Annotated in this window: 23 protein-coding genes; 15 read left to right on the top strand and 8 right to left on the bottom strand. The window is 68.9% G+C overall.

The annotated features are described in order from the left end of the window. Positions 1-280: 280 nt before the first annotated feature. The 5 genes from CV103_RS04575 to CV103_RS04555 are packed head-to-tail and all read left to right on the top strand — an operon-like array spanning position 281 to position 5,493. Positions 281-1,780 carry a TolC family protein gene (locus CV103_RS04575; RefSeq protein WP_107394082.1) on the top strand — a complete coding sequence of 500 codons (1,500 nt, stop codon included), beginning with the start codon at positions 281-283 and terminating at the stop codon, positions 1,778-1,780. Then, the gene (locus tag CV103_RS04570) at positions 1,777-2,814 is read left to right on the top strand and encodes an HlyD family secretion protein (protein WP_211314346.1); all 1,038 of its coding nucleotides are present in this window, start codon (positions 1,777-1,779) and stop codon (positions 2,812-2,814) included. Before CV103_RS04575 ends, CV103_RS04570 begins: the two co-directional genes overlap by 4 nt. Beyond that, positions 2,811-3,938, top strand: a complete 1,128-nt coding sequence (locus CV103_RS04565) for an ABC transporter permease (RefSeq protein ID WP_107394081.1) — start codon at positions 2,811-2,813, stop codon at positions 3,936-3,938. Before CV103_RS04570 ends, CV103_RS04565 begins: the two co-directional genes overlap by 4 nt. 1 nt (position 3,939) lies before the next feature. Further along, positions 3,940-5,049, top strand: a complete 1,110-nt coding sequence (locus CV103_RS04560) for an ABC transporter permease (RefSeq protein WP_107394080.1) — start codon at positions 3,940-3,942, stop codon at positions 5,047-5,049. Between the two features lie 24 nt (positions 5,050-5,073). After that, positions 5,074-5,493: a low affinity iron permease family protein gene (locus CV103_RS04555; protein ID WP_015457235.1), complete on the top strand. Its 420-nt coding sequence runs from the start codon at positions 5,074-5,076 to the stop codon at positions 5,491-5,493. A 21-nt stretch (positions 5,494-5,514) separates the two neighbouring features. Here CV103_RS04555 and CV103_RS04550 read toward each other — a convergent pair whose 3' ends face one another. From CV103_RS04550 to CV103_RS04535, 4 genes are all read right to left on the bottom strand, one after another. After that, positions 5,515-5,829 carry a hypothetical protein gene (locus CV103_RS04550; protein ID WP_015457236.1) on the bottom strand — a complete coding sequence of 105 codons (315 nt, stop codon included), beginning with the start codon at positions 5,827-5,829 and terminating at the stop codon, positions 5,515-5,517. 164 nt (positions 5,830-5,993) lie between these two features. Further along, the gene (gene ybaK / locus CV103_RS04545; protein ID WP_107394079.1) at positions 5,994-6,467 is read right to left on the bottom strand and encodes a Cys-tRNA(Pro) deacylase; all 474 of its coding nucleotides are present in this window, start codon (positions 6,465-6,467) and stop codon (positions 5,994-5,996) included. 33 nt (positions 6,468-6,500) lie between these two features. After that, positions 6,501-6,998 carry a vgr related protein gene (locus tag CV103_RS04540; RefSeq protein WP_107394078.1) on the bottom strand — a complete coding sequence of 166 codons (498 nt, stop codon included), beginning with the start codon at positions 6,996-6,998 and terminating at the stop codon, positions 6,501-6,503. Between the two features lie 32 nt (positions 6,999-7,030). Beyond that, a complete protein-coding gene (locus CV103_RS04535; RefSeq protein ID WP_107394141.1) occupies positions 7,031-7,495 on the bottom strand; it encodes a copper chaperone PCu(A)C in 465 nt (154 codons plus the stop codon). A gap of 197 nt (positions 7,496-7,692) precedes the next feature. Between CV103_RS04535 and dnaK the strand changes: the two genes are divergently transcribed. The 5 genes from dnaK (at position 7,693) to hemW (ending at position 13,709) form a co-directional block, all read left to right on the top strand. Further along, complete coding sequence (dnaK, locus tag CV103_RS04530) at positions 7,693-9,597, top strand: molecular chaperone DnaK (protein WP_015457240.1); 1,905 nt, start codon at positions 7,693-7,695, stop codon at positions 9,595-9,597. A gap of 130 nt (positions 9,598-9,727) precedes the next feature. Further along, positions 9,728-10,852 (top strand): molecular chaperone DnaJ, encoded by a 1,125-nt coding sequence (dnaJ, locus tag CV103_RS04525; protein WP_015457241.1) that lies wholly within the window; start codon positions 9,728-9,730, stop codon positions 10,850-10,852. A 231-nt stretch (positions 10,853-11,083) separates the two neighbouring features. After that, complete coding sequence (gene rph, locus CV103_RS04520; RefSeq protein ID WP_015457242.1) at positions 11,084-11,800, top strand: ribonuclease PH; 717 nt, start codon at positions 11,084-11,086, stop codon at positions 11,798-11,800. Further along, positions 11,797-12,408 carry an RdgB/HAM1 family non-canonical purine NTP pyrophosphatase gene (gene rdgB, locus CV103_RS04515; protein WP_107394077.1) on the top strand — a complete coding sequence of 204 codons (612 nt, stop codon included), beginning with the start codon at positions 11,797-11,799 and terminating at the stop codon, positions 12,406-12,408. The genes rph and rdgB overlap by 4 nt, the downstream gene beginning before the upstream one ends. Positions 12,409-12,575: 167 nt before the next feature. After that, positions 12,576-13,709 carry a radical SAM family heme chaperone HemW gene (gene hemW, locus CV103_RS04510; RefSeq protein WP_107394140.1) on the top strand — a complete coding sequence of 378 codons (1,134 nt, stop codon included), beginning with the start codon at positions 12,576-12,578 and terminating at the stop codon, positions 13,707-13,709. A gap of 31 nt (positions 13,710-13,740) precedes the next feature. On the opposite strand, the gene CV103_RS04505 is transcribed toward hemW, so the two are convergent. Continuing rightward, entirely contained in the window at positions 13,741-14,934 is a 1,194-nt protein-coding gene (locus tag CV103_RS04505) for a penicillin-binding protein activator (protein WP_107394076.1), read from the bottom strand. A gap of 11 nt (positions 14,935-14,945) precedes the next feature. Here CV103_RS04505 and rsmI point away from each other — a divergent pair, with 11 nt between their 5' ends. Genes rsmI through CV103_RS04485 form a run of 4 tightly spaced genes read left to right on the top strand, consistent with a single transcriptional unit; the run spans position 14,946 to position 17,755 of the window. Then, on the top strand, positions 14,946-15,797 hold the full coding sequence (gene rsmI, locus CV103_RS04500; RefSeq protein WP_107394075.1) for a 16S rRNA (cytidine(1402)-2'-O)-methyltransferase: 852 nt from the start codon (positions 14,946-14,948) through the stop codon (positions 15,795-15,797). After that, entirely contained in the window at positions 15,794-16,144 is a 351-nt protein-coding gene (locus tag CV103_RS04495) for a YraN family protein (protein WP_107394074.1), read from the top strand. Before rsmI ends, CV103_RS04495 begins: the two co-directional genes overlap by 4 nt. A gap of 53 nt (positions 16,145-16,197) precedes the next feature. Beyond that, positions 16,198-17,163, top strand: a complete 966-nt coding sequence (gshB, locus tag CV103_RS04490) for a glutathione synthase (protein ID WP_107394073.1) — start codon at positions 16,198-16,200, stop codon at positions 17,161-17,163. Further along, complete coding sequence (locus tag CV103_RS04485) at positions 17,156-17,755, top strand: DedA family protein (protein ID WP_015457249.1); 600 nt, start codon at positions 17,156-17,158, stop codon at positions 17,753-17,755. The genes gshB and CV103_RS04485 overlap by 8 nt, the downstream gene beginning before the upstream one ends. Positions 17,756-17,765: 10 nt before the next feature. On the opposite strand, the gene CV103_RS04480 is transcribed toward CV103_RS04485, so the two are convergent. The 3 genes from CV103_RS04480 to fsa form a co-directional block, all read right to left on the bottom strand. Continuing rightward, positions 17,766-18,638 carry a tyrosine-type recombinase/integrase gene (locus tag CV103_RS04480; protein WP_107394072.1) on the bottom strand — a complete coding sequence of 291 codons (873 nt, stop codon included), beginning with the start codon at positions 18,636-18,638 and terminating at the stop codon, positions 17,766-17,768. Positions 18,639-18,661: 23 nt separating this feature from the next. Next, positions 18,662-19,219 (bottom strand): DUF484 family protein, encoded by a 558-nt coding sequence (locus tag CV103_RS04475; protein ID WP_107394071.1) that lies wholly within the window; start codon positions 19,217-19,219, stop codon positions 18,662-18,664. A gap of 82 nt (positions 19,220-19,301) precedes the next feature. Next, positions 19,302-19,955, bottom strand: a complete 654-nt coding sequence (gene fsa / locus CV103_RS04470) for a fructose-6-phosphate aldolase (protein WP_107394070.1) — start codon at positions 19,953-19,955, stop codon at positions 19,302-19,304. A gap of 173 nt (positions 19,956-20,128) precedes the next feature. On the opposite strand from fsa, the gene CV103_RS04465 reads away from it, so the two are divergent. Further along, the gene (locus CV103_RS04465) at positions 20,129-22,177 is read left to right on the top strand and encodes an alpha/beta hydrolase family protein (protein WP_015457253.1); all 2,049 of its coding nucleotides are present in this window, start codon (positions 20,129-20,131) and stop codon (positions 22,175-22,177) included. Positions 22,178-22,275 lie beyond the last annotated feature (98 nt).

Here is a 22,275-nt window from a genome sequence, read left to right as displayed (position 1 = left end):
TATCGGCTTTCCGGCAAGCGGCCGGATGATCGCAACCGATCGACCACAGAAAAGACTGGGCACGAAGATCTGCGCATAGTTCACGCTCCCCGGCTGATGAGTCCTGCGGTCGCGATGCGGAGCGGAATATCCGCCCTTTCATGCTGTGGTTCAACCGAAAAAACCTGGCGCGTTGTTATCTGGCGGCCTGCGAATTCCTGCATTAATGTCACGCGCTATGGAGTCGCCTCGCGCCCGCATCGCGACAATGGCCCTTCGCCCGGCCGCACGAGGGATAGCGATGGCGGGCCTGATGGCGGCCGGCCCCTTCCCGGCCGCGATGGCAGCCCCCGCCGAACAGATTTCCTCCGCCGCCGCCACGCCATCCGATACGGCACGGATGGCGATAAGCTTCGATGCCGCGCGGGAGCGGCTTGCGCGCGTATCGCCTTCGCTGAGCGGCGCGGGGCATGAGGTGCGCGCGAGCGAGGAGCAGGCGGCCGCGCTCAAGGCGCTCAACCGGCCGGTGGTGAGCGCATCGGCATCGGTGATCGAATATCAGAAGAGCCTTTCGGTCGATCTGACGGGGGAGAAGAACGCCTTCGCCAACGCGACGTCGGATTATCTGGACGGCCTGCCGGGCCAGTTCCCGCCGGAATTCGCCGGCATCGTCCAGCAGGTGACCGGGCGGATCGAGCAGGCGCTGCCGGGGCTGCTGTCGCTGATCCCCGACACGCTCGACTATCGGGTGCGCGACACGGTGTTCCGCCCGAGCGTGACGGCCGCCCTGCCCCTTTATACCGGCGGCGCGATCCCGGCGGTGCAGCGCGGCGCGGGCGCCACGGTGGCGCTGGCGCGCGCCAAGGAAGCCGGCGCGCAAAGCCTTTCGCAGATCCAGCTCGTCCAGGCTTATTTCGGGCAGCAGCTTGCCCAGGCGCTGCTGGCGAGCGCGGTCGAGACGCGCGATGGCTTCGACCGCCATCTGGCCAATGCCAGGGCGATGGAGCGGGAAGGCGTGCTGCCGCGCGCCGGCGTGCTGCAGGTGCAGGTGGCGCGCGACGCCGCCCAGCGCGCGGTGGAACGGGCCGCGCTGGAGGAAGCGACCGCGTCCGATACGCTCGCTCGCCTGCTGGATGCCCAGCCGGGCGTGCGGCCGACGACGCCGCTGTTCGTGAACGCCCGGCCGATCGAGCCGCTCGACCAGTTCCTGGCCAGCGCGAGCGAGGGCCATCCCCAGGCGCGCGCCGCCGATGCCGCCCGCGATCTGGCCGGCGCGGGCGAGGATCTGGCGCGGTCGCGATTCCGGCCGCAGGCCTTCGCCTTCGGTTCCTATAATTTCAACCGCGACAATGCGTTGCCCACCGATCCCGACTGGATCGCCGGCGTGGGCGTGCGATACACCTTGCTATCCAACATCGATCGCCAGCGATCCCTGAACGCCGCGCGCGAGCGGCGGCAGGCGGCGGACGATGCCGCCCGCGACGCGCGCAAGACGATCGCGATCGAAACGAACCGTGCCTATAATCTCGTCGAAACGGCGCGGCGATCCTTCCTGTCGCTCGATTCCAGCCTGGCGGCCGCGAACGAGAATCTGCGCGTGCAGGAGGTGGCCTTCCGTGAGGGCGAAGGCACCGCCGCCGCGCTGATCGACGCGCGCACCGCCCTGTCGCTGGCCCGCACGCAGCGGATCGCCGCCGCCTATGAATATGTGGTGGCGCTTTCCGCCCTGCTCGCCGCCAGCAATCGCGGCGACAGCTTTCCCGATTATCTCGCCCGTGCCGACCGGATCAGCGCGCCATGACGGACATCAGCCAGCCCCCCGGCGCCTCTCCTGCCGCCGAACCCGCCGAGGTGCCGCCGCGCGACCGGCGCCTGCTGGTCGCGGCGCTGCTGATCGTCGCGCTGGCGCTGGCCGTCGGCCTGTGGTTCGCCTCGCGGCCGGCGCCGCCGCAGTTGCAGGGCATGGTGGATGCCGATCAGGTGAACGTCGCCACCAAGGCGCTGGCGCGGGTGGAGAAGCTGATCGCCGAGGAAGGGCAGACGGTGAAGGCCGGCGCGCTGCTCGCGACGCTCACCAGCCCGGAGATCGACGCCGGCCGCCGGCAGGCCGAAGGCGCATTGGCGAGTGCGCGGGCGCTGGAGGCGATGGCCAACGAGGGCAACCGGGCCGAGGATGTCCGCGCGCTCAGATCCGTATGGCAATCCGCGCAAGCCGCGGCGGGGCTGGCGGCCGTCACCGCGCGGCGGGCCGACAATCTGTTCGCCGAAGGGGTGATCGCCGCCCAGCGGCGCGACGAGGCCCACGCCGCCCGCGATGCCAGCGCCGCCCAGGCGGAGGCCGCCCGCCAGCAATATCTGAAGGCCGTATCCGGCACCCGCGCGGAGGAGAAGGATGTCGCCCGCGCGCAGGTCGAGGTCGCCGCCGCCGGCGTATCCACCGCCGAAGCCTTGCAGGCCGAGACGAAACTGATCGCCCCGATCGGCGGGGAGATCAGCAAGAAGCTGGCGGAAGCGGGCGAGATCGTCGGCCCGGCGGTGCCGATCTACCAGATCATCGACACCGCCCACCCCTGGGTCGCGGTCAATGTCCGCGAGAACGATTACAAGGGCATCGCCCCAGGGCTGGAAATGCGCGGCGACATACCGGCGCTCAAGCTGAAGGGCGTGCCCTTCACCGTCTATCATATCGATCCGCAGGGGGATTTCGCCACCTGGCGGGCAACGCGCCAGTCTTCCGGCTTCGACATTCGCAGCTTCGAGGTGAAGCTGCGCCCCGCCCGCCCCGTGGCGGGGCTGCGGCCGGGGATGAGCGTGCTGTTCGCCTGGCCGCGATGAGCTTCGCCAGGGCCTTTTCCCGCGAGGTCGCCCATCTCCGGCGCGATCGCTGGGATCTGGCGATGGTGACGCTGTTTCCGGCGGCCGCGATCATGATCGTGGCGGCGATGCTGATCGCGGCCGTGCCCCGCCACCTGCCCGTGGCCATCGTCGATGACGATCACAGCGCCTTCAGCCGCGCGCTGGTCCGGGCCGTGGCTGCCGCGCCGGCGGTGACGATCGCCGAAACGCCGGCGACCCTGGCCGAGGCGGAAGGGATGGTGCGGGCCGGCGTGGTCTGGGCGGTGCTGCACATTCCCCGCGACGCGGGCGCCGGCCTTTCGCGCGATACGACGCCCGCCATCCACATTCTCTTCAACGCATCCTTCCTCACCATCGGATCGAGCGCCGCGAACGGGATCGGGAGCGCGGTGGAAGCGGTGGTGGCCGAACGCGGGCTGGATGTGCTGCATGCGCGCGGCCTGCCGGCGATCCGCATCGATCCGCCGCGCGTGCAGGCGACGGTGCTGTTCAACCCGCAGACCAGCTTCGAATGGTATCTGCAGGCGCTGATCCATCCCGCCGTGCTCCACCTGCTTACGGCCTGCGTGGCGGTGATGGCGATCGGGCGCGAGCTTGACGGGGAATCGCTCGCCCGCTGGCGGGCGGAAACGGGCGGCGGCATGGCGGCGCTCGCGGGCAAGATGGCGCCCTATCTGATCCTGCTCGCCGGCTGGGGCGCGGTTTGGCTGATCTGGGTGGCGGGCGTGCGCGGCTGGACGATGAACGGCAGCATCCTCCTCACCCTCCTCGCCCAGGCGCTGCTGTTCGCGGGTACGGCCAGCATCTCCGCCATGCTGGTGACGGTGACGGGCAAGGCGAGCGTCGCCTTCTCGGCAAGCGCGCTCTATGCCGGATCGGCGCTGGCCTATTCCGGCGGCACGCTGCCGCTGACGGGCGGATCGGGCTTTGCCCGCGGGTGGAGCCAGGTGCTGCCCTTCACCCATTATCTGCGGTTGCAGATGGACCAGTTCCTCGGCGCGCCGGTGCGGGTGGCGCTGCCGACGATCGCGGTGCTTTCGGCCTATCTGCTGGTGCCGGCGGCGGTCACCGCGCTGGCGCTGCGGCGGCGGGAGCGCGGCTGAGATGGGGTTCGGCGCCGCCTTCGCGGGCGTGTTCCGCACCATATTCACCACGCTCGCGCTCGCGTCGATCATCGTCGTCGCGGTGATCCTCTACGGATTCTATTATCCCGCGCCCTATGCCCACCAGACGGCCCGGCAATTGCCGGTGGTGGTGGTGGATCTGGAACGCAGCCCGCTGACCCGCCAGGTCATCCGCAACCTGGGGGACGCGCGCGAGGTGCGGATCGTGGCCGAGGCGGCATCGGCGGCGGAGGCCGAACGGCTGGTGCGCGACCGGGAGGCGGACGGGATATTGATGCTGCCCAGGGGGCTGGAGCGCGGGCTGCTGACCGGCGCGCCCGGCGCGGGCATCGGCATCTGGGTGAACGGCACCTACCTGATCCGCGCACGCGACATCGGCGGCGCGGTGCAGGCGGCCGCGATCGGCGCGGCGGCGCAGCGGCTGGGGCATGTGGCGCAGGGCCTGCACCTCCAGGCGCCGATCGCGATCGTGCAGCGGCCGCTGTTCAACACGCGCGAAGGCTATGCCGACTATGTCTTTCCCGCCGTCGCCGCGATCATATTGCAGCAGACCCTGCTGTTCGGATCGGCGATGCTGGTGGCAGGCCGGCGGCGGGAAGAGCCGGCACCGTGGGGCACCGCCGATTTCCTGGGCACGTGGTGCGCGATCGCGCTGATCGGCATCATGGGCGCCTTCCTCTATTTCGGCTGGATATACTGGTTCCAGGATATGCCGCGCGCCGGCAACGTGCCCGCCCTATTCGTGGCGGTGCCGATCTTCGCGCTCGCGGTCAGCGCGCTGGGCATGATGATGGGGAGCATCGTCGACGGGCCGGACCGGGCGCTGCAGGTGCTGATCCCGACATCGATCCTGCTGTTCTTCCTGACCGGCGCCGCCTGGCCGATCGCATCGATGCCCGTGCCGGTGGCGATGCTGGCCCATCTTTCGCCCGCGACCATGGGGATGGAAACCTTCGTGCGGCTCAATGAGATGGGCGCCCCCTTGCGCGACGTGGCCGGCCGGCTGGCCGGGATCGCGGCGCTGGCAGCCATTTACGGCGCTGTCGCGTTCCTGCGGCTGAGCGGCGGGGAAAAAGCCGCGCTCCGCTGATCCCTCTTGCGAAGGACGTGCCCCATGAACCGGCTGTTCACCCTGTTCGCCAATCGCATCGCGGCCTTTGCCGGGCAACCGCTGGCCTTCGCGCTGGCGGCCGGTTTCATCCTGGCGTGGGCGCTGACCGGCCCGATCTTCCAATTTTCGGACACGTGGCAGCTGATCGTCAACACATCAACGACGATCGTCACCTTCCTGATGGTGTTCCTGATCCAGAATTCCCAGAATCGCGATGCGGCGGCGATGCAGGCCAAGCTGGACGAGCTGATCCGCGCGCTGAGGAGCGCGCGCAACCAGTTCATCGGCATCGAGCATCTGACCGAGACGGAGCTAGAGCTGATCCGCCGCGCGCTGGAAAGCAAATATGGGTCGGAGGGAGACGAGGACGAGGAACACGGAGCGGGCCACATTTCCGTCGCCCGCCTGATCGCCCGGATATGACGGGGCCTGTGGCCCCGCCGATCAGCGGTCGACCCGCGCGCTCACCCGGTGGAAGAAGGGATGCTGGGGCGAATTGCCGCGCTGGATATCGTGGAAGATGCCGGCGCCCAGCGTGGGCAGCAGCGCTTCGACGATGGTGACATGTTCCAGGTTGCGCACGTCGATATGAACGTGGAGCGCACTTTCATAATGGAAGCTGACGATCGCTTCCGGCGGGCAGGCGTCGATCAGCAGCGAGCTGATGCGGGCCAGTTCTTCCGAAACGAAGTTCGAACGCGGCGCACTCGGGATGCGTTCGACCCCGCCGCTCTCGATCGACTTACCCGCTACGCTCATCGTCATTCCCTCTATTACGCAAGGCCACCCCAGTCGAAAGCAAAAGCCGATCGCTGGCAAGGCGCTTTGTTGCCCCGCACCATGACCATTTTGGGGCAATCCGCATTTTTGCCCGGCATGTGTGGCAATCCTGCATGCCCCGGCCGGAACAGCCGGGCCGGCCTTCAGGCAACGAGCGCCGCCGCCCTGGCCTTCAGCAGCGCCGCCGCATCGCGCGGATCGATACGGACCTGCAGCCCGCGCTGCCCGGCGTTCAGGAACACCGCGTCATGGCCCAGCGCCGCTTCCTCGATCGCGACGGGCACCTTGCGTATCTGGCCGAAAGGGCTGATCCCGCCGACCTTGTAGCCGGTGATCCGCTCCGCATCGGCGGGCTTCATCATCTCCGCCGATTTCCCACCGAGCGCGGCGGCGAGCTTCTTCATCGCCACTTCGCGATCGGACGGCACGATCGCGCAGACCGGCTTGCCGTCGACCAGCGCCATCAGCGTCTTCAGCACCTGGCCGGGCGGCACGCCCAGCGCCTCGGCCGCCTGCAGCCCGACGCGATCGGCGCCGGGATCATAATCATAGGCATGGACGGTGAAGGCCAGTCCGGCCTTCGCCAGCATCTGCGTTCCGCGCGTGGCTTTGGACATGATGCGCGCTCATTCCATCGCCGCCCGCCAGGGTCAAGCCGCGCCGTCGCGCGGCAAGGCCCAGTCCGCCGGCAGCGCGGCCTCGCACTGGGCGAGCGTCGCCCCGCCGGGCGCCACGCATCCCGCGCGCAGCAGGAAGGCATGGCGGACGATCTCCGCCTGCTGCTCGATCCCGTAGCGGTCGAGCGGCCAGCCGGCGCGGATCCGATAGCCGTAACGGCAGAAGGGATGGCGCATCAGCGGCAGCCACCACCGCCCCCGCCGCTGCGCCTGCCAGACATGCGCCATCTCGTGGATGAAAAGCCCCTGCGCCGCGACCGGCGCCTGGGCGAAGTCATCGCGCCAGATCGGGCTTTCGGGGTGGAACCAGATGTGCCCGTCTGGCGCCATCACCACGCGGGGCGGGTGGAGCGGCCACCATTTGCGGCGGTGGAGCCGGACCGCGTCATAATCGATCGCCGGCCCGAACATGCCGGCGGCGAGCGCGCGCTCGCCCGCCGTCAAAGGGCGGGAGACGGGCGGCTCCGCCATCCCCCTACCCCGCCCGGCCGGCGCCGGGGCGATCAGTGGCCGGCATGGCCGTCGGGCGCGGCATCGCCGGCCGCGCGGGTGGCGGCATCGATGTTCACCGCCTTGCCGCTCCTGAAGCGGAAGGTGAGCGGCAGCGTGCCGCCCGGCTTCACATCGGCCGCGACGTCGAACAGCATCGCATGGTTGCCGCCCGGCGCGAAGGCCACCGTGCCGCCCGCCGGCACGTCGGCGCCGTCGATCGGGCGCATCGTCATCATGCCGTCCGCCATGCCGCCTTCGTGCAGCTCGATCCGGCCGACGCGGGGGCTTTCCACCGCGACCAGCCGATCCGCCTGCACGCCGCCTTCCACAGTGAAATAGGCGGCCGCCGGCCGCCCGGCCACCGGCGAAAGGCGGACCCAGGCATCCTTCACCGCCGGCGCATCCGGCCGTGCCGGCTGGCACGCCGCCAGTGCCATCAACGCAAGCGGCGCCAGCCGCAGCAACCCTCGACCCATGGCATATTCTCCGTCCATCCGATCGCCGCCGCGCCGGATCGTTCCAACCAGATCGCATTAGGCGAGCCGGGTGTCTTGCGGCAACCGAAAGCCCGCCTATATCGAGCCCCGAACAGCAACAGCCGACCGGTTTTCGCTTCACTGGCAAGGGGAACCGGCGGATACGCCGCAAACTTCGGGGGACGAAGGGTATAAGTATGGCTAAAGTAATCGGGATCGACCTGGGCACCACCAACAGCTGCGTCGCCGTGATGGACGGCGGCAAGCCCAAGGTTATCGAAAATGCCGAAGGCGCGCGCACCACGCCTTCGATCGTGGCCTTCGCCAAGGATGGCGAGCGCCTGATCGGCCAGCCGGCCAAGCGCCAGGCCGTGACCAATCCTGACAACACGATCTTCGCGGTGAAGCGCCTGATCGGCCGCCGCTTCGACGATCCCGTGACGAAGAAGGACACCGAGCTGGTGCCCTATCACATCGTCCGCGGCAGCAACGGCGACGCATGGGTGCAGGCCGGCGGCAGCGATTATTCGCCGTCGCAGATCTCCGCCTTCATCCTGCAGAAGATGAAGGAAACGGCCGAAGCCTATCTGGGCGAGACCGTGACCCAGGCGGTGATCACCGTTCCGGCCTATTTCAACGACGCCCAGCGCCAGGCGACCAAGGACGCCGGCCAGATCGCGGGCCTCGAGGTGCTGCGCATCATCAACGAGCCGACGGCGGCCGCGCTCGCTTATGGCCTCGACAAGAATGACGGCAAGACCATCGCCGTCTACGACCTTGGCGGCGGCACCTTCGACATCTCGATCCTCGAGATCGGCGACGGCGTGTTCGAGGTGAAGTCCACCAACGGCGACACCTTCCTGGGCGGCGAGGATTTCGACGCCAAGATCGTCGAGTTCCTGGCGGACGAGTTCAAGAAGGCCGAGGGCATCGACCTGACCAAGGATCGCCTCGCCCTCCAGCGCCTGAAGGAAGCGGCCGAGAAGGCGAAGATCGAGCTTTCGTCCGCGCAGACGACGGAAGTGAACCTGCCCTTCATCACCGCCGACGCCACCGGGCCGAAGCATCTGGTGAAGTCGATCACCCGTTCCGATCTGGAGCGGCTGGTGGCGGACCTCATCAACCGCACGCTGGAACCCTGCCGCAAGGCGCTGGCCGATGCCGGCGTGAAGGCCGATGCGATCGACGAGGTCGTGCTGGTCGGCGGCATGACCCGCATGCCCAAGGTGCGCGAAGTCGTTAAGTCCTTCTTCGGCAAGGAACCGCATACCGGCGTGAACCCGGACGAGGTGGTCGCCATGGGCGCCGCCATCCAGGCCGGCGTGCTGCAGGGCGACGTGAAGGACGTGCTGCTGCTCGACGTGACCCCGCTGTCGCTGGGCATCGAGACGCTGGGCGGCGTGTTCACCCGCATGATCGATCGCAACACCACCATCCCCGCCAAGAAGTCGCAGGTCTATTCGACCGCCGACGACAACCAGCAGGCGGTGACGATCCGCGTGTTCCAGGGCGAGCGCGAGATGGCAGCGGACAACAAGCTGCTCGGCCAGTTCGATCTGGTCGGCATCCCGCCGGCGCCGCGCGGCGTGCCGCAGATCGAGGTGACGTTCGACATCGACGCCAACGGCATCGTCCATGTGACCGCCAAGGACAAGGGCACCGGCAAGGAACAGCAGATCCGCATCCAGGCGTCCGGCGGCCTTTCCGACGCCGACATCGACCAGATGGTCAAGGATGCCGAGAAGTTCGCCGAGGAGGACAAGAAGCGGCGTGAGGCGGCGGAAGCCAAGAACAACGCCGAAAGCCTGATCCACACCACCGAGCGCCAGCTCGAGGAGCATGGCGACAAGGTGGATGCGGCGCTGAAGTCCGAGATCGAGGCGGCCGTGGCCGAGGCCAAGACCGCTGTCGAGGGCGGCGATCCCGCCCAGATGACCGAGAAGGCCCAGGCGCTTGCCCAGGTGGCGATGAAGCTTGGCCAGGCGATCTACGAGAAGGAGCAGGCGGCCGCCGCCTCGCCTTCCGCCGACGCCGGCGAAGCCAAGGCCGACGATGTGGTCGACGCCGAATTCTCGGAAGTCGACGACAACAACAAGGCGTAAGCGATGCGCCCCTTCCATTCGCATGGCATGGATGGTCATCCCCCTTCGGCGGCGGCAACGCCGGCCGGAGGGCGGATCGCCGCTTCCGCCCGCGTCATGGAAGGGGCGGTTTTTCTGGCCGGGGGGCTGAATGGCCGAGGTTGATTTCTACGAACTGCTCGAAGTCGAACGGACTGCGGACGACAAGACGATCAAATCCGCCTACCGCAAGCTGGCGATGCAGTGCCATCCGGATCGCAATCCCGGCTGCAAGGATTCGGAAGCCAAGTTCAAGGCGATCAGCGCAGCCTATGACTGCCTGAAGGACCCGCAGAAGCGCGCGGCTTACGACCGGTTCGGCCATGCCGCCTTCCAGAATGGCGGCGCGGGCGGGCCTGGCGGCTTCGGCGCGCAGGATTTCGGCGGCTTTTCCGACATATTCGAAAATATCTTCGGCGAATTCATGGGCGGCGGCCGTGGCGGCCGCCAGAATGTGCGGCGCGGGGCGGACCTGCGCTACGACATGGAAATCACGCTGGAGGACGCCTTCCACGGCAAGAAGGCGGAGATCCGCGTCGACGTCGCGGCCAATTGCGAGCCGTGCGGCGGCACCGGCGCCAAGCCCGGCACGTCGGCCAAGGGCTGCCCCACCTGCGGCGGCCACGGCAAGGTGCGCGCGCAGCAGGGCTTCTTCGTGGTCGAGCGCACCTGCCCGTCCTGCCACGGTGCGGGCCAGGTGATCGCCGAGCCCTGCCCCGATTGCCGGGGCGAAGGCCGGGTCGATCGCACCAAGACGCTGGAGGTGAACATCCCCCCCGGCGTGGACGAAGGCACCCGCATCCGCCTGACCGGCGAGGGCGAGGCCGGCGCGCGCGGCGCGCCTCCGGGCGATCTCTACATCTTCATCCATGTGAGCCGGCACAAATTGTTCGAGCGGGAGGGCACCACCCTCTTCGCCCGCTATCCGGTCTCCATCACCACGGCGGCGCTGGGCGGCACGATCGAGGTGCCGGGGCTGGACGGCGAGCGGCACGAGCTGCGCATTCCCGCCGGCATCCAGTCCGGCAAGCAGATCCGCCAGCGCGGCGCCGGCATGCCGGTGCTGAACGGCCGGGGCCATGGCGACATGGTGATCCAGGTCGATGTGGAGACGCCGACCAGGCTCACCCCCCGCCAGCGCGAACTGCTCGAGGAGTTCCGCACGCTGGAAACCGGCGAGGAATCGCCGGAGGCCAGCGGCTTCTTCGCCAAGCTGAAGGGCATGTTCGGGGAATAAGGCTGACGCTGCCCCACCTCGGGGAACAGCCCGTCAGGCTGGACCCGTTTCGGCATCCATTACCGCCACGCCCGAATATCTGGCGGAATGACAATGGATGCTGGCCTTTGCCGGCACGGGCGAAGGGAAGGTGCGGATCCGCTGCGCCCTCCCCCACCCACCTTCGCTCTGGCCTCCCGGCGCGCGGGGGGCTAGACGCGCTGGCTTGAGTTCACCAGCGAAGGAATGCCCATGCGCCCCTCCGGCCGCGCGCCCGACCAGATGCGTCCGATCTCGATCGAGACCGGCTATACCCGCCATGCCGAAGGTTCCGTGCTGATCGGCTTCGGCGACACCAAGGTGCTCGTCACCGCATCGATCGAGGAGCGCGTGCCCCCCTTCCTGCGCGGCAAGGGCCAGGGCTGGGTGACGGCCGAATATGGCATGCTGCCCCGCGCCACCCACACGCGCGGCAGTCGTGAGGCCGCAAAGGGCAAGCAATCGGGCCGCACCCAGGAAATCCAGCGTCTTATCGGCCGTTCCTTGCGCGCGGTGGTCGATCTCACCAAGCTCGGCGAACGCCAGATCACGCTCGACTGCGACGTGATCCAGGCGGACGGCGGCACGCGCACCGCTTCCATCTCCGGCGCCTGGGTGGCGCTCCGCCTCGCGGTGGACAGCCTGATGAAGCAGGGCCTGCTGACGGAGGACCCGATCACCGCCCAGGTCGCGGCGATCTCCTGCGGCATCTACGAAGGCACGCCGGTGCTCGACCTCGATTATATCGAGGATTCGAATGCCCATGCTGACGCCAATTTCGTGTTGCTGGACAATGGCAACATCGCCGAGGCGCAGGCGACCGCCGAAGGCGCCACCTATGACGAGGAAGCGCTGCTCCGCCTGCTGCGCCTCGCCCGCATCGGCTGCGGCGAGATATTCGCGGCCCAGCGCCGGGCGGTGGCGCGGTGACCGCGCATCACCGCAAGCTTGCCCCCGGCCGGCTGGTGATCGCCAGCCATAATGAGGGCAAGGTGCGCGAGATTCGCGAGCTGCTCGCCCCCTTCGGCATCGAACCGGTCTCGGCCGGATCGCTGGGCCTGCCGGAACCGGACGAGACGGGCACCACCTTCATCGCCAATGCCGAATTGAAGGCGCGCGCGGCCGCCGATCTTTCCGGCCTGCCGGCGCTGGCCGACGATTCGGGGCTGTGCGTGGAAGCGCTGGGCGGCGAGCCGGGCATCTTCTCCGCGCGCTGGGCGGGGGAGACCAAGGAATTCGGGCTGGCGATGCAGCTCGTCGAGGACAATCTCGGCAAGCTCGGCCCCGATGTCGGCCGCGACGCCCATTTCATCTGCGCGCTTTCGATCTGCTGGCCCGACGGCCATATCGAAAGCTTCGAGGGGCGGGTGGACGGCACGCTCGTCTGGCCGCCGCGCGGGGACAAGGGATTCGGTTATGATCCCATGTTCCAGCCCTGGCACCATGACGTCACCTTCGGCGAGATGGACCCGGCCGCCAAGCATGCGATGAGCCATCGCGCGGATGCTTTCCGCAAGCTGGTCGCGGCGGTGCTTTGACGGTGACGAATCCCAAAAAGCCCTCTCCCCCCGGGGAGAGGGTTGGGAGAGGGGGCGCGAGCGCCAGCGAGCGTCCCACGCCCGCAGCCTTCGAACCGGCATCGAGCCGGTCCGAAGGCTCCCCCCTCTCCCTTGCCCTCTCCCCAAGGGGAGAGGGAGAAGAACCGCTGGCCCTCTACGTCCACTGGCCGTTCTGCGTCTCCAAATGCCCCTATTGCGATTTCAACAGCCATGTCCGCGCCGAAATCGACGAGACGGCGTGGCGGGACGCGCTGATCGCCGATCTCGCGCATGAAGCGGCGGTCGCGCCAGGCCGGCCGATCACCTCCATCTTCTTCGGCGGCGGCACACCATCGCTGATGCACCCCGAAACCGTGGCGGCGGTGATCGCGGCGGCCGAGGGGCATTGGGGCTTTGCCGATGACGTGGAGATCACGCTGGAGGCCAATCCCTCCTCGGTCGAGGCGGCGCGCTTCGCGGGGCTGGCGACGGCGGGCGTGAACCGCGTGTCGCTGGGCCTGCAATCGCTGGACGATCGCATGCTCCATTTCCTGGGCCGCGCGCATGGCGTGGACGAGGGGCTGGCAGCGCTGGAGACGGCGCAGCGCCATTTCGGCCGGGTCAGCTTCGATCTGATCTACGCCCTGCCAGGCCAGAGCGAGGCGGCATGGGGGGCCGAGCTGGCCCGCGCCATCGGCTTCGGCACCGGCCATCTGTCGCTCTACCAGCTCACCATCGAACCGGGCACGCGCTTCGCCACCTTGGTGGAGAAGGGCGAGCTGGAGCCGGCCGATCCCGATCACGGCGCCACCCTGTTCGAGCTTACGCGCGACGTTACCGCGGCGGCGGGCATCCCGGCCTATGAGATTTCCAACCATGCCCGGCCGGGGCAGGAAAGCCGGCATAACCTGACCTACTGGCGCTATGGCGACTATCTGGGCGTCGGCCCCGGCGCGCACGGGCGGCGGGATGGCCATGCCACCTTCCGCCGCAAGAAGCCGGAAAACTGGCTGGCGGCGGTCGCCCGCAACGGCCACGGCATCGAGAGCGAGGAGGCGCTTCCCGCCGCCGACCGCGCGATGGAGGCGCTGCTGATGGGGCTGCGGCTGGCCGAGGGCGTGGACCTCGACCGCATCGCCCGGCGGAGCGGGCTGGGTGCGGACGCGCTGGTGGACGAGGCCGCGATCGGACGGCTGGCGAAGCTGGGCTTCATCCGCCGCGATGCGCAGCGCCTGACGGTGACGCCCCAGGGCATGCCCCTGCTGGATGCGATCCTGGGCGAGGTGGTGGCGGCGGGCTGAACCCGGCCGCCCCCCCCCCAATCCCCGAGGCTTATTCCGCGAAGCTGCGCGGCGCCGGGGAAACGGTGGTGATGCCGCCGCTGCCGATCTGGTGCACCGCCAGCGCGCGCTGGGCGATGCCGTCCGCGCCGAAGCGGAAGGCGCCGTCGACGCCGGCAAAGCCGTCCTTGTCGGCCAGCGCCTTCACCGGGAAACGATCCCCCACCTTCCACTGCCCGGCGATGCGGACGGTGAGCAGCACCGCATCATAGCCCAGGCTCGCCAGCCGGTAGGGCGGCTTGCCGAAGCGGGTGCGATATTTGGTGGCGAGCTGGCGATACATATTCTCCTGCACGCTGGCGAACCAGGCGCCGCCCATCGCCGGATTGGCGGTGAGGGTGCTTTCGGTCGCCCACAATTCCGTGCCGATCACCTGGGCTTCCGCCCCGCCCGATCCCGCCTTGCGGATCAGCGGCACCGCCTGGATGGCGATGCGGCCGCCATCGGCGATCAGCACGGCTTCATAGTCGCCCGACTGGCCGAGCTTGGCGATCGCGGCCGAAAGCGATTTGGGGCTGCGATCGAAGGTCTGCAGCGAAACCACGCTGCCGCCCGCCCCTTCCGCCGCATGAATCAGCGCGTTGGAGGCATTGCGGCCGTAAAGCCCGGTGGGCATCAGGCCGGCGAACTTGCTGATCCCCTTGGTCCGCGCGAAGCGGACGGCGCGATCGATCGACTGGGCCGGCGAAAATCCCATGAGGTAGACGCCGTTGCCCGCGACGGTGGCGTCGTTGGAAAAGCTGATGACCGGCACGCCGGCCGCGCGCGCCGGGGCGGAAATCGCCCGCACGTCATCGGCAAGCAACGGCCCCAGGAACAGGCGGTTGCCATCGGCCAGCGCCTTCTGCGCGGCGACAGCCGCCCCGGTGGCGGTATCATAGGTGGTGATGCGCACCTTCGCCCCGCCGGTATCGAGCAGCGCGAGGTTCGCGGCATTGGCGATCGACTGGCCGACGGCGGCGTTCGGCCCCGTCATCGGCACCAGCAGCGCCACGCGATGCCGTTCCTGATCGGTGGGCAGGCCGGGGCCGACGGGGCGGGTTTCCTCCTTGGGAGGGGCCGGCGTGGCGGGCGGCGTCGTCTTGGGCACCATGGCCTGGCACCCCGCCAGGAACAGCGCGAGGCCCATTCCCGCCAGACGAAGAAAATTTCGGCGTGGTTGCGACCTCGACCCGGCCTCTGCCATGACATCATCCCATGCAACAGCCCCCTGACGAGGCCCTGACACCCGGCCTCTACATCGTCGCCACGCCCATCGGCAACTTATCCGATCTCTCCCCCCGCGCCGCATCGGTGCTGGCGCGGGCCGATCTGATCGCGGTGGAGGACAGCCGCGTCACCGCGAAGCTGCTCCAGCGCATCGGCACGAAGCGGCCGATGACGCCCTATCACGATCATAATGCCGATCAGGTGCGCCCCGGCCTGATCGACCGGATGGGCAGCGAGGCGATCGCGCTGGTGTCCGACGCCGGCACGCCGCTGATCTCCGATCCCGGCTTCAAGCTGGTGCGCGACGCGCGGGCGGCGGGGCATATGGTGACGACCATCCCCGGCCCCTGCGCGGCGATCGCGGCGCTGACGCTGGCGGGGCTGCCCACCGACCGCTTCTTCTTCCTCGGCTTCCTGCCGTCGAAGGAGAAAGCGCGCGCCGATGCGATCGCCGAGGTGGCGGGCGTCCGCGCGACGCTCATCCTCTACGAATCCGGCCCCCGGCTGGGCGCGGCGCTGGCGGCGCTGGCGGACGGGCTCGGCGACCGCGAGGCGGCGGTGGCGCGCGAGATCAGCAAGGCTTTCGAGGAATGCGTGACGGGCACGCTCTCCACGCTGGCGGCGCGCTATGCCGATGCCCCGCCCAAGGGCGAGATCGTGATCGTCGTCGGCCCGCCGGGCGAGGCGCCGGCGCCCGAGGCCGGCGATGTGGATGCCGCGCTGATCGATGCGATGGCCCGCCTGCCCGTCGCCAAGGCGGCCGGCGAGGTGGCCAGGGCCACCGGCCTGCCCCGGCGCGAGCTTTATGCCCGCGCCATGGAACTCAAGGACGGCGGATGAGCCGGCAGGCGGCGGAACGGCGCGGCAGGCGCGGCGAGCTGATCGCCGCCTGGTGGTTGCGGCTGCGCGGCTGGCGGATAATCGCGGCCCGTGCCCGCACCCCGGTGGGCGAGGTGGACCTGATCGCCCGGCGCGGCCGCACGCTGGCCTTCATCGAGGTGAAGACGCGCGCCAGCGAGGCCGATCTGGCGCTGGCGATCGACCACCGCCGCCTGACCCGCGTGGCCCGCGCCGCGGAGATGCTCGCCCCCCGCCACGCCCGGCCGGACGACGCCATCCGCATCGACGTGATCCTGCTCCGCCCCCGCGCATGGCCGCGACACATCGAGAATGCATGGCATGGGTGACTTTCGCCGCGCGCTCGCTTACTTGACCGGCCGAACCAGCGCGAGGCAGCCCCATGTCGCTTAAAGTCGCGGTCCAGATGGACCCGCTCGAAACCATCAATATCGCCGGCGATTCCACCTTCGCGATCATGCTGGGCGCGCAGGCGCGCGGCCATCGGCTGTTCCATTACAATGCGGGCGACCTCAGCTATCGCGACGGCCGCGTCACGGCGCCCGCGCGGCCGGTGACGGTGCAGCGCGTGGTAGGCGACCATTTTTCCGCCGGCGATCCGGTGGTGCTGGACCTTGCCGAGGATGTGGACGTGGTGCTGATGCGGCAGGACCCGCCCTTCGACCTCGCCTACATCACCGCCACCCATCTGCTGGAGCGCATCCGCCACCGGACGTTGGTGGTGAACGACCCGGAATCGGTGCGCAACGCGCCCGAAAAGCTGTTCGTGCTCGATTATGCCGAGTTCATGCCGCCCACCCTCATCACCCGCCGGCTGGAGGACGCCCGCGCCTTCCACGCCGAACATGGCGAGGTCGTGGTGAAGCCGCTCTACGGCAATGCGGGATCGGCGGTGTTCCATGTCGGCCGCAACGACGCCAACCTGGCCGCGCTGACCGAATTGTTCGGGCAGGTGTGGCGCGAGCCGTTCATGGTGCAGGCCTTCCTGCCGGACGTGGCCAAGGGCGACAAGCGCATCGTGCTGGTGGACGGCAAGCCCACCGGCGCGATCAACCGCCTGCCCAAGGATGGGGAGATCCGCTCCAACCTCGCCGCCGGCGGCCGCGCGGACGCGACCGACCTCACGGCGCGCGAGCAGGAGATCTGCGCCGCGATCGGGCCGGAACTGGCGCGGCGCGGGCTGCTGTTCGTCGGCATCGACGTGATCGCCGGGCACCTGACCGAGATCAACGTCACCTCCCCCACCGGCATCGTCGCCATCGACCGGTTCAACGGCACCGATACCCCGGCCGTCATCTGGGACGCGATCGAGGCGAAGCTCGCGGCCCGGGGCGTCACCCGTGGGTGATTGGGTCCGCGAGCTCATCGAGCAATCGGGCTATCTGGGCGTCGCCTTCCTGATGTTCGCGGAGACGGTGTTCCCGCCCATCCCTTCGGAAGTGATCATGTCGCTGGCGGGGCTGCAGGCGGCCAAGGGCGCGCTGACCCTGCCCGGCGTGATCGCCTGCGGCACGGCGGGCGCGATGCTGGGCAACACCTTCTGGTATCTGCTGGCGCGCGCGCTCGGCCTCCAGCGCTTCAAGCCGCTGATCGACCGCTTCGGCCGTTGGCTGACGATGGACTGGGCCGAGGTGCAGCGCGGCGAGAAATGGTTTCGCAGCCACGGCGCGGCCTTCGTCTTCTTTGGCCGGCTGCTGCCGACGATCCGGTCGCTGGTGTCGATCCCGGCGGGCCTGCTGAAGATGAGCCTCAGCCGCTTCCTGTTCTGGTCCACGCTCGGCACGCTGGGCTGGACGTCGCTGCTCGCCTCCGCCGGCTATGTGCTGGGCCAGCGCTACGCGATGGTCGATGAATATATCGGGCCGCTTTCCACCGCGATCATCGTGCTGCTGGTGCTCTGGTATTTCTGGCGGGTGCTGACCTGGCGGCCCAGCCGATAGCGGCCGGCTTTCAGGCGCGGGGATGGGCGTTGCGATAGACGTCCATCAGATGCGCGGCATCGACGGACGTATAGACCTGGGTCGAGGACAGGCTGGCATGGCCCAGCAATTCCTGTAGCGAACGCAGGTCCACGCCGCGCCCCAGCAGATGCGTGGCGAAGCTGTGGCGCAGCGCATGCGGCGTCGCGCTGCCGGAAAGCCCCAGCCGCCCCCTCGCTCCCCGCACCGCGCGGCGGACGATATCGGCGGAAAGCGGCCCGCCCCGCGCGCCCCGGAACAGCGGCATGTCCCGCGCGGCGCCCCACGGGGATTGCGCCAGATAATCCTCGATCGCCTCGCGCACGCGCGGCAGCAGGGGCACGATGCGCGTCTTGCCGCGCTTGCCGGTAACGCGGATCGCATCGCCCAGCGGCAGCACCGCCCCGGTCAGGCCCACCGCCTCGCCCACGCGCAGGCCGGAGCCGTAGAGCAGCAGCAGCACGGCGAGATCGCGCGCCGCGATCCAGGGCTGGCTCGCATCCTCGGCCGCCTCCTCCGCCAGCGCCACCGCATCGGCGGGCGCGACGGGACGCGGCACGCCGCGCTTGACGCGGGGGCCGCGCAGGCGGGGCGCATCGCCGGCGACATGGCGCAGGAAGCCGCGCACGGCCGAAAGCTCCCGCGCGGCGGAGAGATTCCCGATGCCATCCCCCCGCCGCGCCGCGAGGAAGGCGCGCAGATCGGCCGGTTCCAGTGCCGCGAGCAGCGCCGCATCCACCGCCTGCCCGCGATGCTGGCCCAGAAAGGCGATCAGCCGGTGCGCCGTCGCCACATAAGCGCGCACGGTATGCGCCGACCGGCGGCGATCCAGCGCGAGATGCTTTCCCCAATCGGCCGCGAGCATGCGGGCGGGATGATCCTGAAGGCTTAGGGCAACCACCGCCCGATCATGCGCGAAACCGCCTGGCCAAGGAAGAGCAGCAATTCCGATCCGTGCCGCGTCTCGAAGCCTTGCGGGCGGCGCTGGCCGAGCGCCAGCAGGCCGGAGGGCTGCGGCGGCGCGCCATCCAGCCGGATCAGCGCCTCGGCACGGATGAGATCGGAAGCCGGGCCGAACAGCGGATGGCCCCGCTCCACGCCGCGCAGCACCACCCCTTCGCCATCGCCGACGGCGCGTTCGAGCAGCCTGCGATCGACGATCTGGAGCCCGGACGCATCGGCGCGCATCGCCCCATCCTCGACGAACAAGGCGAGCGATACCGCATCGAGGCCCAGCGTGTGCGGCCAGGCCTGGGTGATGACGTGGATGAGATGATCGAGCCCGTCGGCTTCCAGCGCATCGATCACCGCCTGATGGATCGCGGCGACGGCGCCCGAATGGCCGCGCGCGAAGGCGATGAGGTCCTGATTGGCCTCTTCCACCTCCGCCACGCGCCGCCGGAGCGACGCGACCGCATGCCCTTCGAAATCGAGAAGCTGGCCCATGAGAGCCAAACTTACAGAGACTTGGTTAAAAAGCTACTGCCCACAACCATGCCTTGCGGGGCTGTGGGCAGCGACAGAAACCTTAGCCGATGGTCTGGCCGGTCTTGGCCCAATCGGCCAGGAAGCCCTGGATGCCCTTGTCGGTCAGCGGGTGGTTGAACAGCGCGCGGATCACCGCCGGTGGGGCGGTCATCACGTCCGCGCCGATCTTGGCGGCTTCGAGGATGTGGATCGGGTGGCGGACGCTGGCGACGAGGATTTCGGTCGCGAAATCATAATTGTCGTAGATGATCCGGATATCGGAGATGAGCTGCATGCCATCGAAGCCGATATCGTCATGCCGGCCGACGAAGGGCGAGATGAAGGTCGCGCCCGCCTTGGCCGCCAGCAGCGCCTGGTTGGCCGAGAAGCAGAGCGTAACGTTGACCATGCAGCCGTCGTCCGACAGCTTCTTGCAGGTCTTGAGGCCGTCGACCGTCAGCGGAACCTTGATGCAGACGTTGGGCGCGATCTTCCGCAGGATCGCCGCTTCCTTCATCATCGTGTCATAGTCGAGCGCCACGACCTCGGCCGAGACCGGGCCGTCCACCAGACCGCAAATCTCCTCGACCACCTCGAGGAACTTGCGGCCCGACTTGGCGATCAGCGAGGGATTGGTGGTGACGCCGTCCAGCAGGCCGGTGGCGGCGAGATCGGCGATTTCCTGGGTGTCGGCGGTATCGACGAAGAACTTCATGGGGCGATTTTCCCGAGCAGAATGGAGATGAAGGGTGATTCTTGGCGGCGCCTATAGCGCGTCCGCCCCGATCAGACGAATCGGCATTATCACGGGCGGCGGCCACCCTGCCCCCTTGCGGCCGGCCGCAAAAAGCGCGAGGCAAGGCGATCAGCTTAAGGGGCTAGAATATCATGATCTTACGCCTGGCCGCCGCGACGGCGCTCGCCCTCGTTTCCGTGCCCGCCATCTCCGCGCCCGCCGAAGGGCCGTCGCGCCTGCTGCAGGGCAGCGACCTTTTCTCGCTGGAGGTCGCCACCGATCCGCAGATCCGCCCGGACGGCGCGATGATCGCCTATGTCCGCCGGTCCAACGACGTGATGACCGATCGCGCCCGCGCGACGATCTGGCTGGTGGATGCGAAGACGGGCGCGCAGACCCCGCTGGTGGCCGGCACCGGATCGCACAGCCAGCCGCGCTGGTCGCCGGACGGCAAGCGCATCGCCTATGTCTCCACGGCCGAAGGCGGCGCTGCCCAGCTTTTCGTCCGCTGGATGGATACCGGCGCCACCGCCCGCGTCGCCACCCTGCCCGATGGCCCGAGCGCCATTTCCTGGTCGCCGGATGGAACGCGGATCGCCTTCATCATGTCCGTGCCGGACGAAGGGATGAAGCTTGGCACGCCGCCCGCCAAGCCCGAAGGCGCGAAATGGGCGCCGCCGCTGGAGGTGATCTCCTCCATCGTCTATCGCGCGGACGGCGCCGGCTATCTGAAGCCGGGCTACGATCATGTCTTCGTCGTTCCCGCCGATGGCGGCGCGCCGCGCCAGCTCACCTTCGGCGCCTTCAACCATGATGGCCCGCTGTCCTGGACGCCGGACGGCCGGACCATCCTGCTGAGCGCCGATCGCAGCAAGAACTGGCAGCGCGAGCCCAACAATCCCGAAATCTACGCGCTGGACGTGGCGACGGCGAAGCTGACCGCGCTCACCGACCGCCTCGGCCCTGATGCGCGGCCGGTGGTGTCGCCGGACGGCAAGCGCATCGCCTATCTGGGCTATGACGACAAATATCGCGGTTATGAGAACGCGCTCCTCTATGTGATGGATCGCGACGGCGGCAATGCGCGCGCGATCACCACCGCGCTGGACCGCAGCATCGACGATGCCGAATGGGCGGCGGACGGGCGCTCGCTCTATGTGCAATATGACGATCACGGATCGACCCGCGTCGCCCGCGTGACGCTGGACGGCAAGCTCACCACCGTCGCCACCGGCATGACCAGCAGCCAGATCGACCGCCCCTATTCCGGCGGATCGTTCAGCGTCGCCCGCAACGGCGCGGTCGCCTTCACCAGCGGCGATCCGCAGCGCCCGGCGGACGTTTCCATCGCATCCGGCGGCAAGAGCCGGCGCCTGACCCGGCTCAACGAGGAGCTGCTGGGCGCCAAGGCGCTGGGCCAGGTGCGCCAGATCCCGGTGAAGGCGGCGGACGGCCGCGCGATCGATGCCTGGCTGGTGACGCCGCCCGATTTCGATCCGGCGAAGAAATATCCGATGATCCTGGAAATCCATGGCGGCCCCTTCGCCGCCTACGGCCCGGCCTTCGCCAGCGACAACCAGCTTTATGCGGCGGCGGGCTATGCGGTGCTCTACGTCAACCCGCGCGGATCGACATCCTATGGCGCCGAATTCGCCAACCTGATCCACCACGCCTATCCCGGCGACGACTATGGCGACCTGATGGCCGCCGTGGATGCCGCCATCGCCACCGGATCGATCGATGCCGACAATCTGTTCGTCACCGGCGGATCGGGCGGCGGCGTGCTGACCGCCTGGATCGTCGGCAAGACCGACCGGTTCAAGGCGGCCGCCACCCAGAAGCCGGTGATCGACTGGGCCAGCTTCGTGCTGACGGCGGACATGACGCCCTTCTTCGCCAAATATTGGTTCGGCAAGTTCCCGTGGGAGGACCCGCAGGCCTATTGGAACCGCTCGCCCCTCTCGCTGGTCGGCAACGTCAAGACGCCGACCCTCGTCGTCGTCGGCAGCGAGGATTATCGGACGCCGGTGAGCGAGGCCGAGCAATATTATTCGGCGCTCCAGCTCCGCGGCATCCCCACCGCGCTGGTGAAGGTGCCGGAAGCGTCGCATGGCGGCATCGCCGCCCGCCCGTCGCAATCGGCCTCCAAGGCATCGGCGATCCTCGCCTGGTTCGATAAATATCGGGCCAAGCCGCAATAAGGGCGCGTTCGGGGGGATTCGGCGAGTCCGCCCCCCGACATTCGGAAGCGCTGGCCTTCATCCCCCGGGGCGGGTTACACCATGCCGCCCCGGATGGG

It is taken from the genome of Edaphosphingomonas fennica, assembly GCF_003034225.1.
Taxonomy (GTDB): domain Bacteria; phylum Pseudomonadota; class Alphaproteobacteria; order Sphingomonadales; family Sphingomonadaceae; genus Sphingomonas_E; species Sphingomonas_E fennica.
The sequence above is the reverse complement of the archived record's forward strand: the minus strand, read 5'-3'. Positions and strand labels throughout refer to the sequence as shown.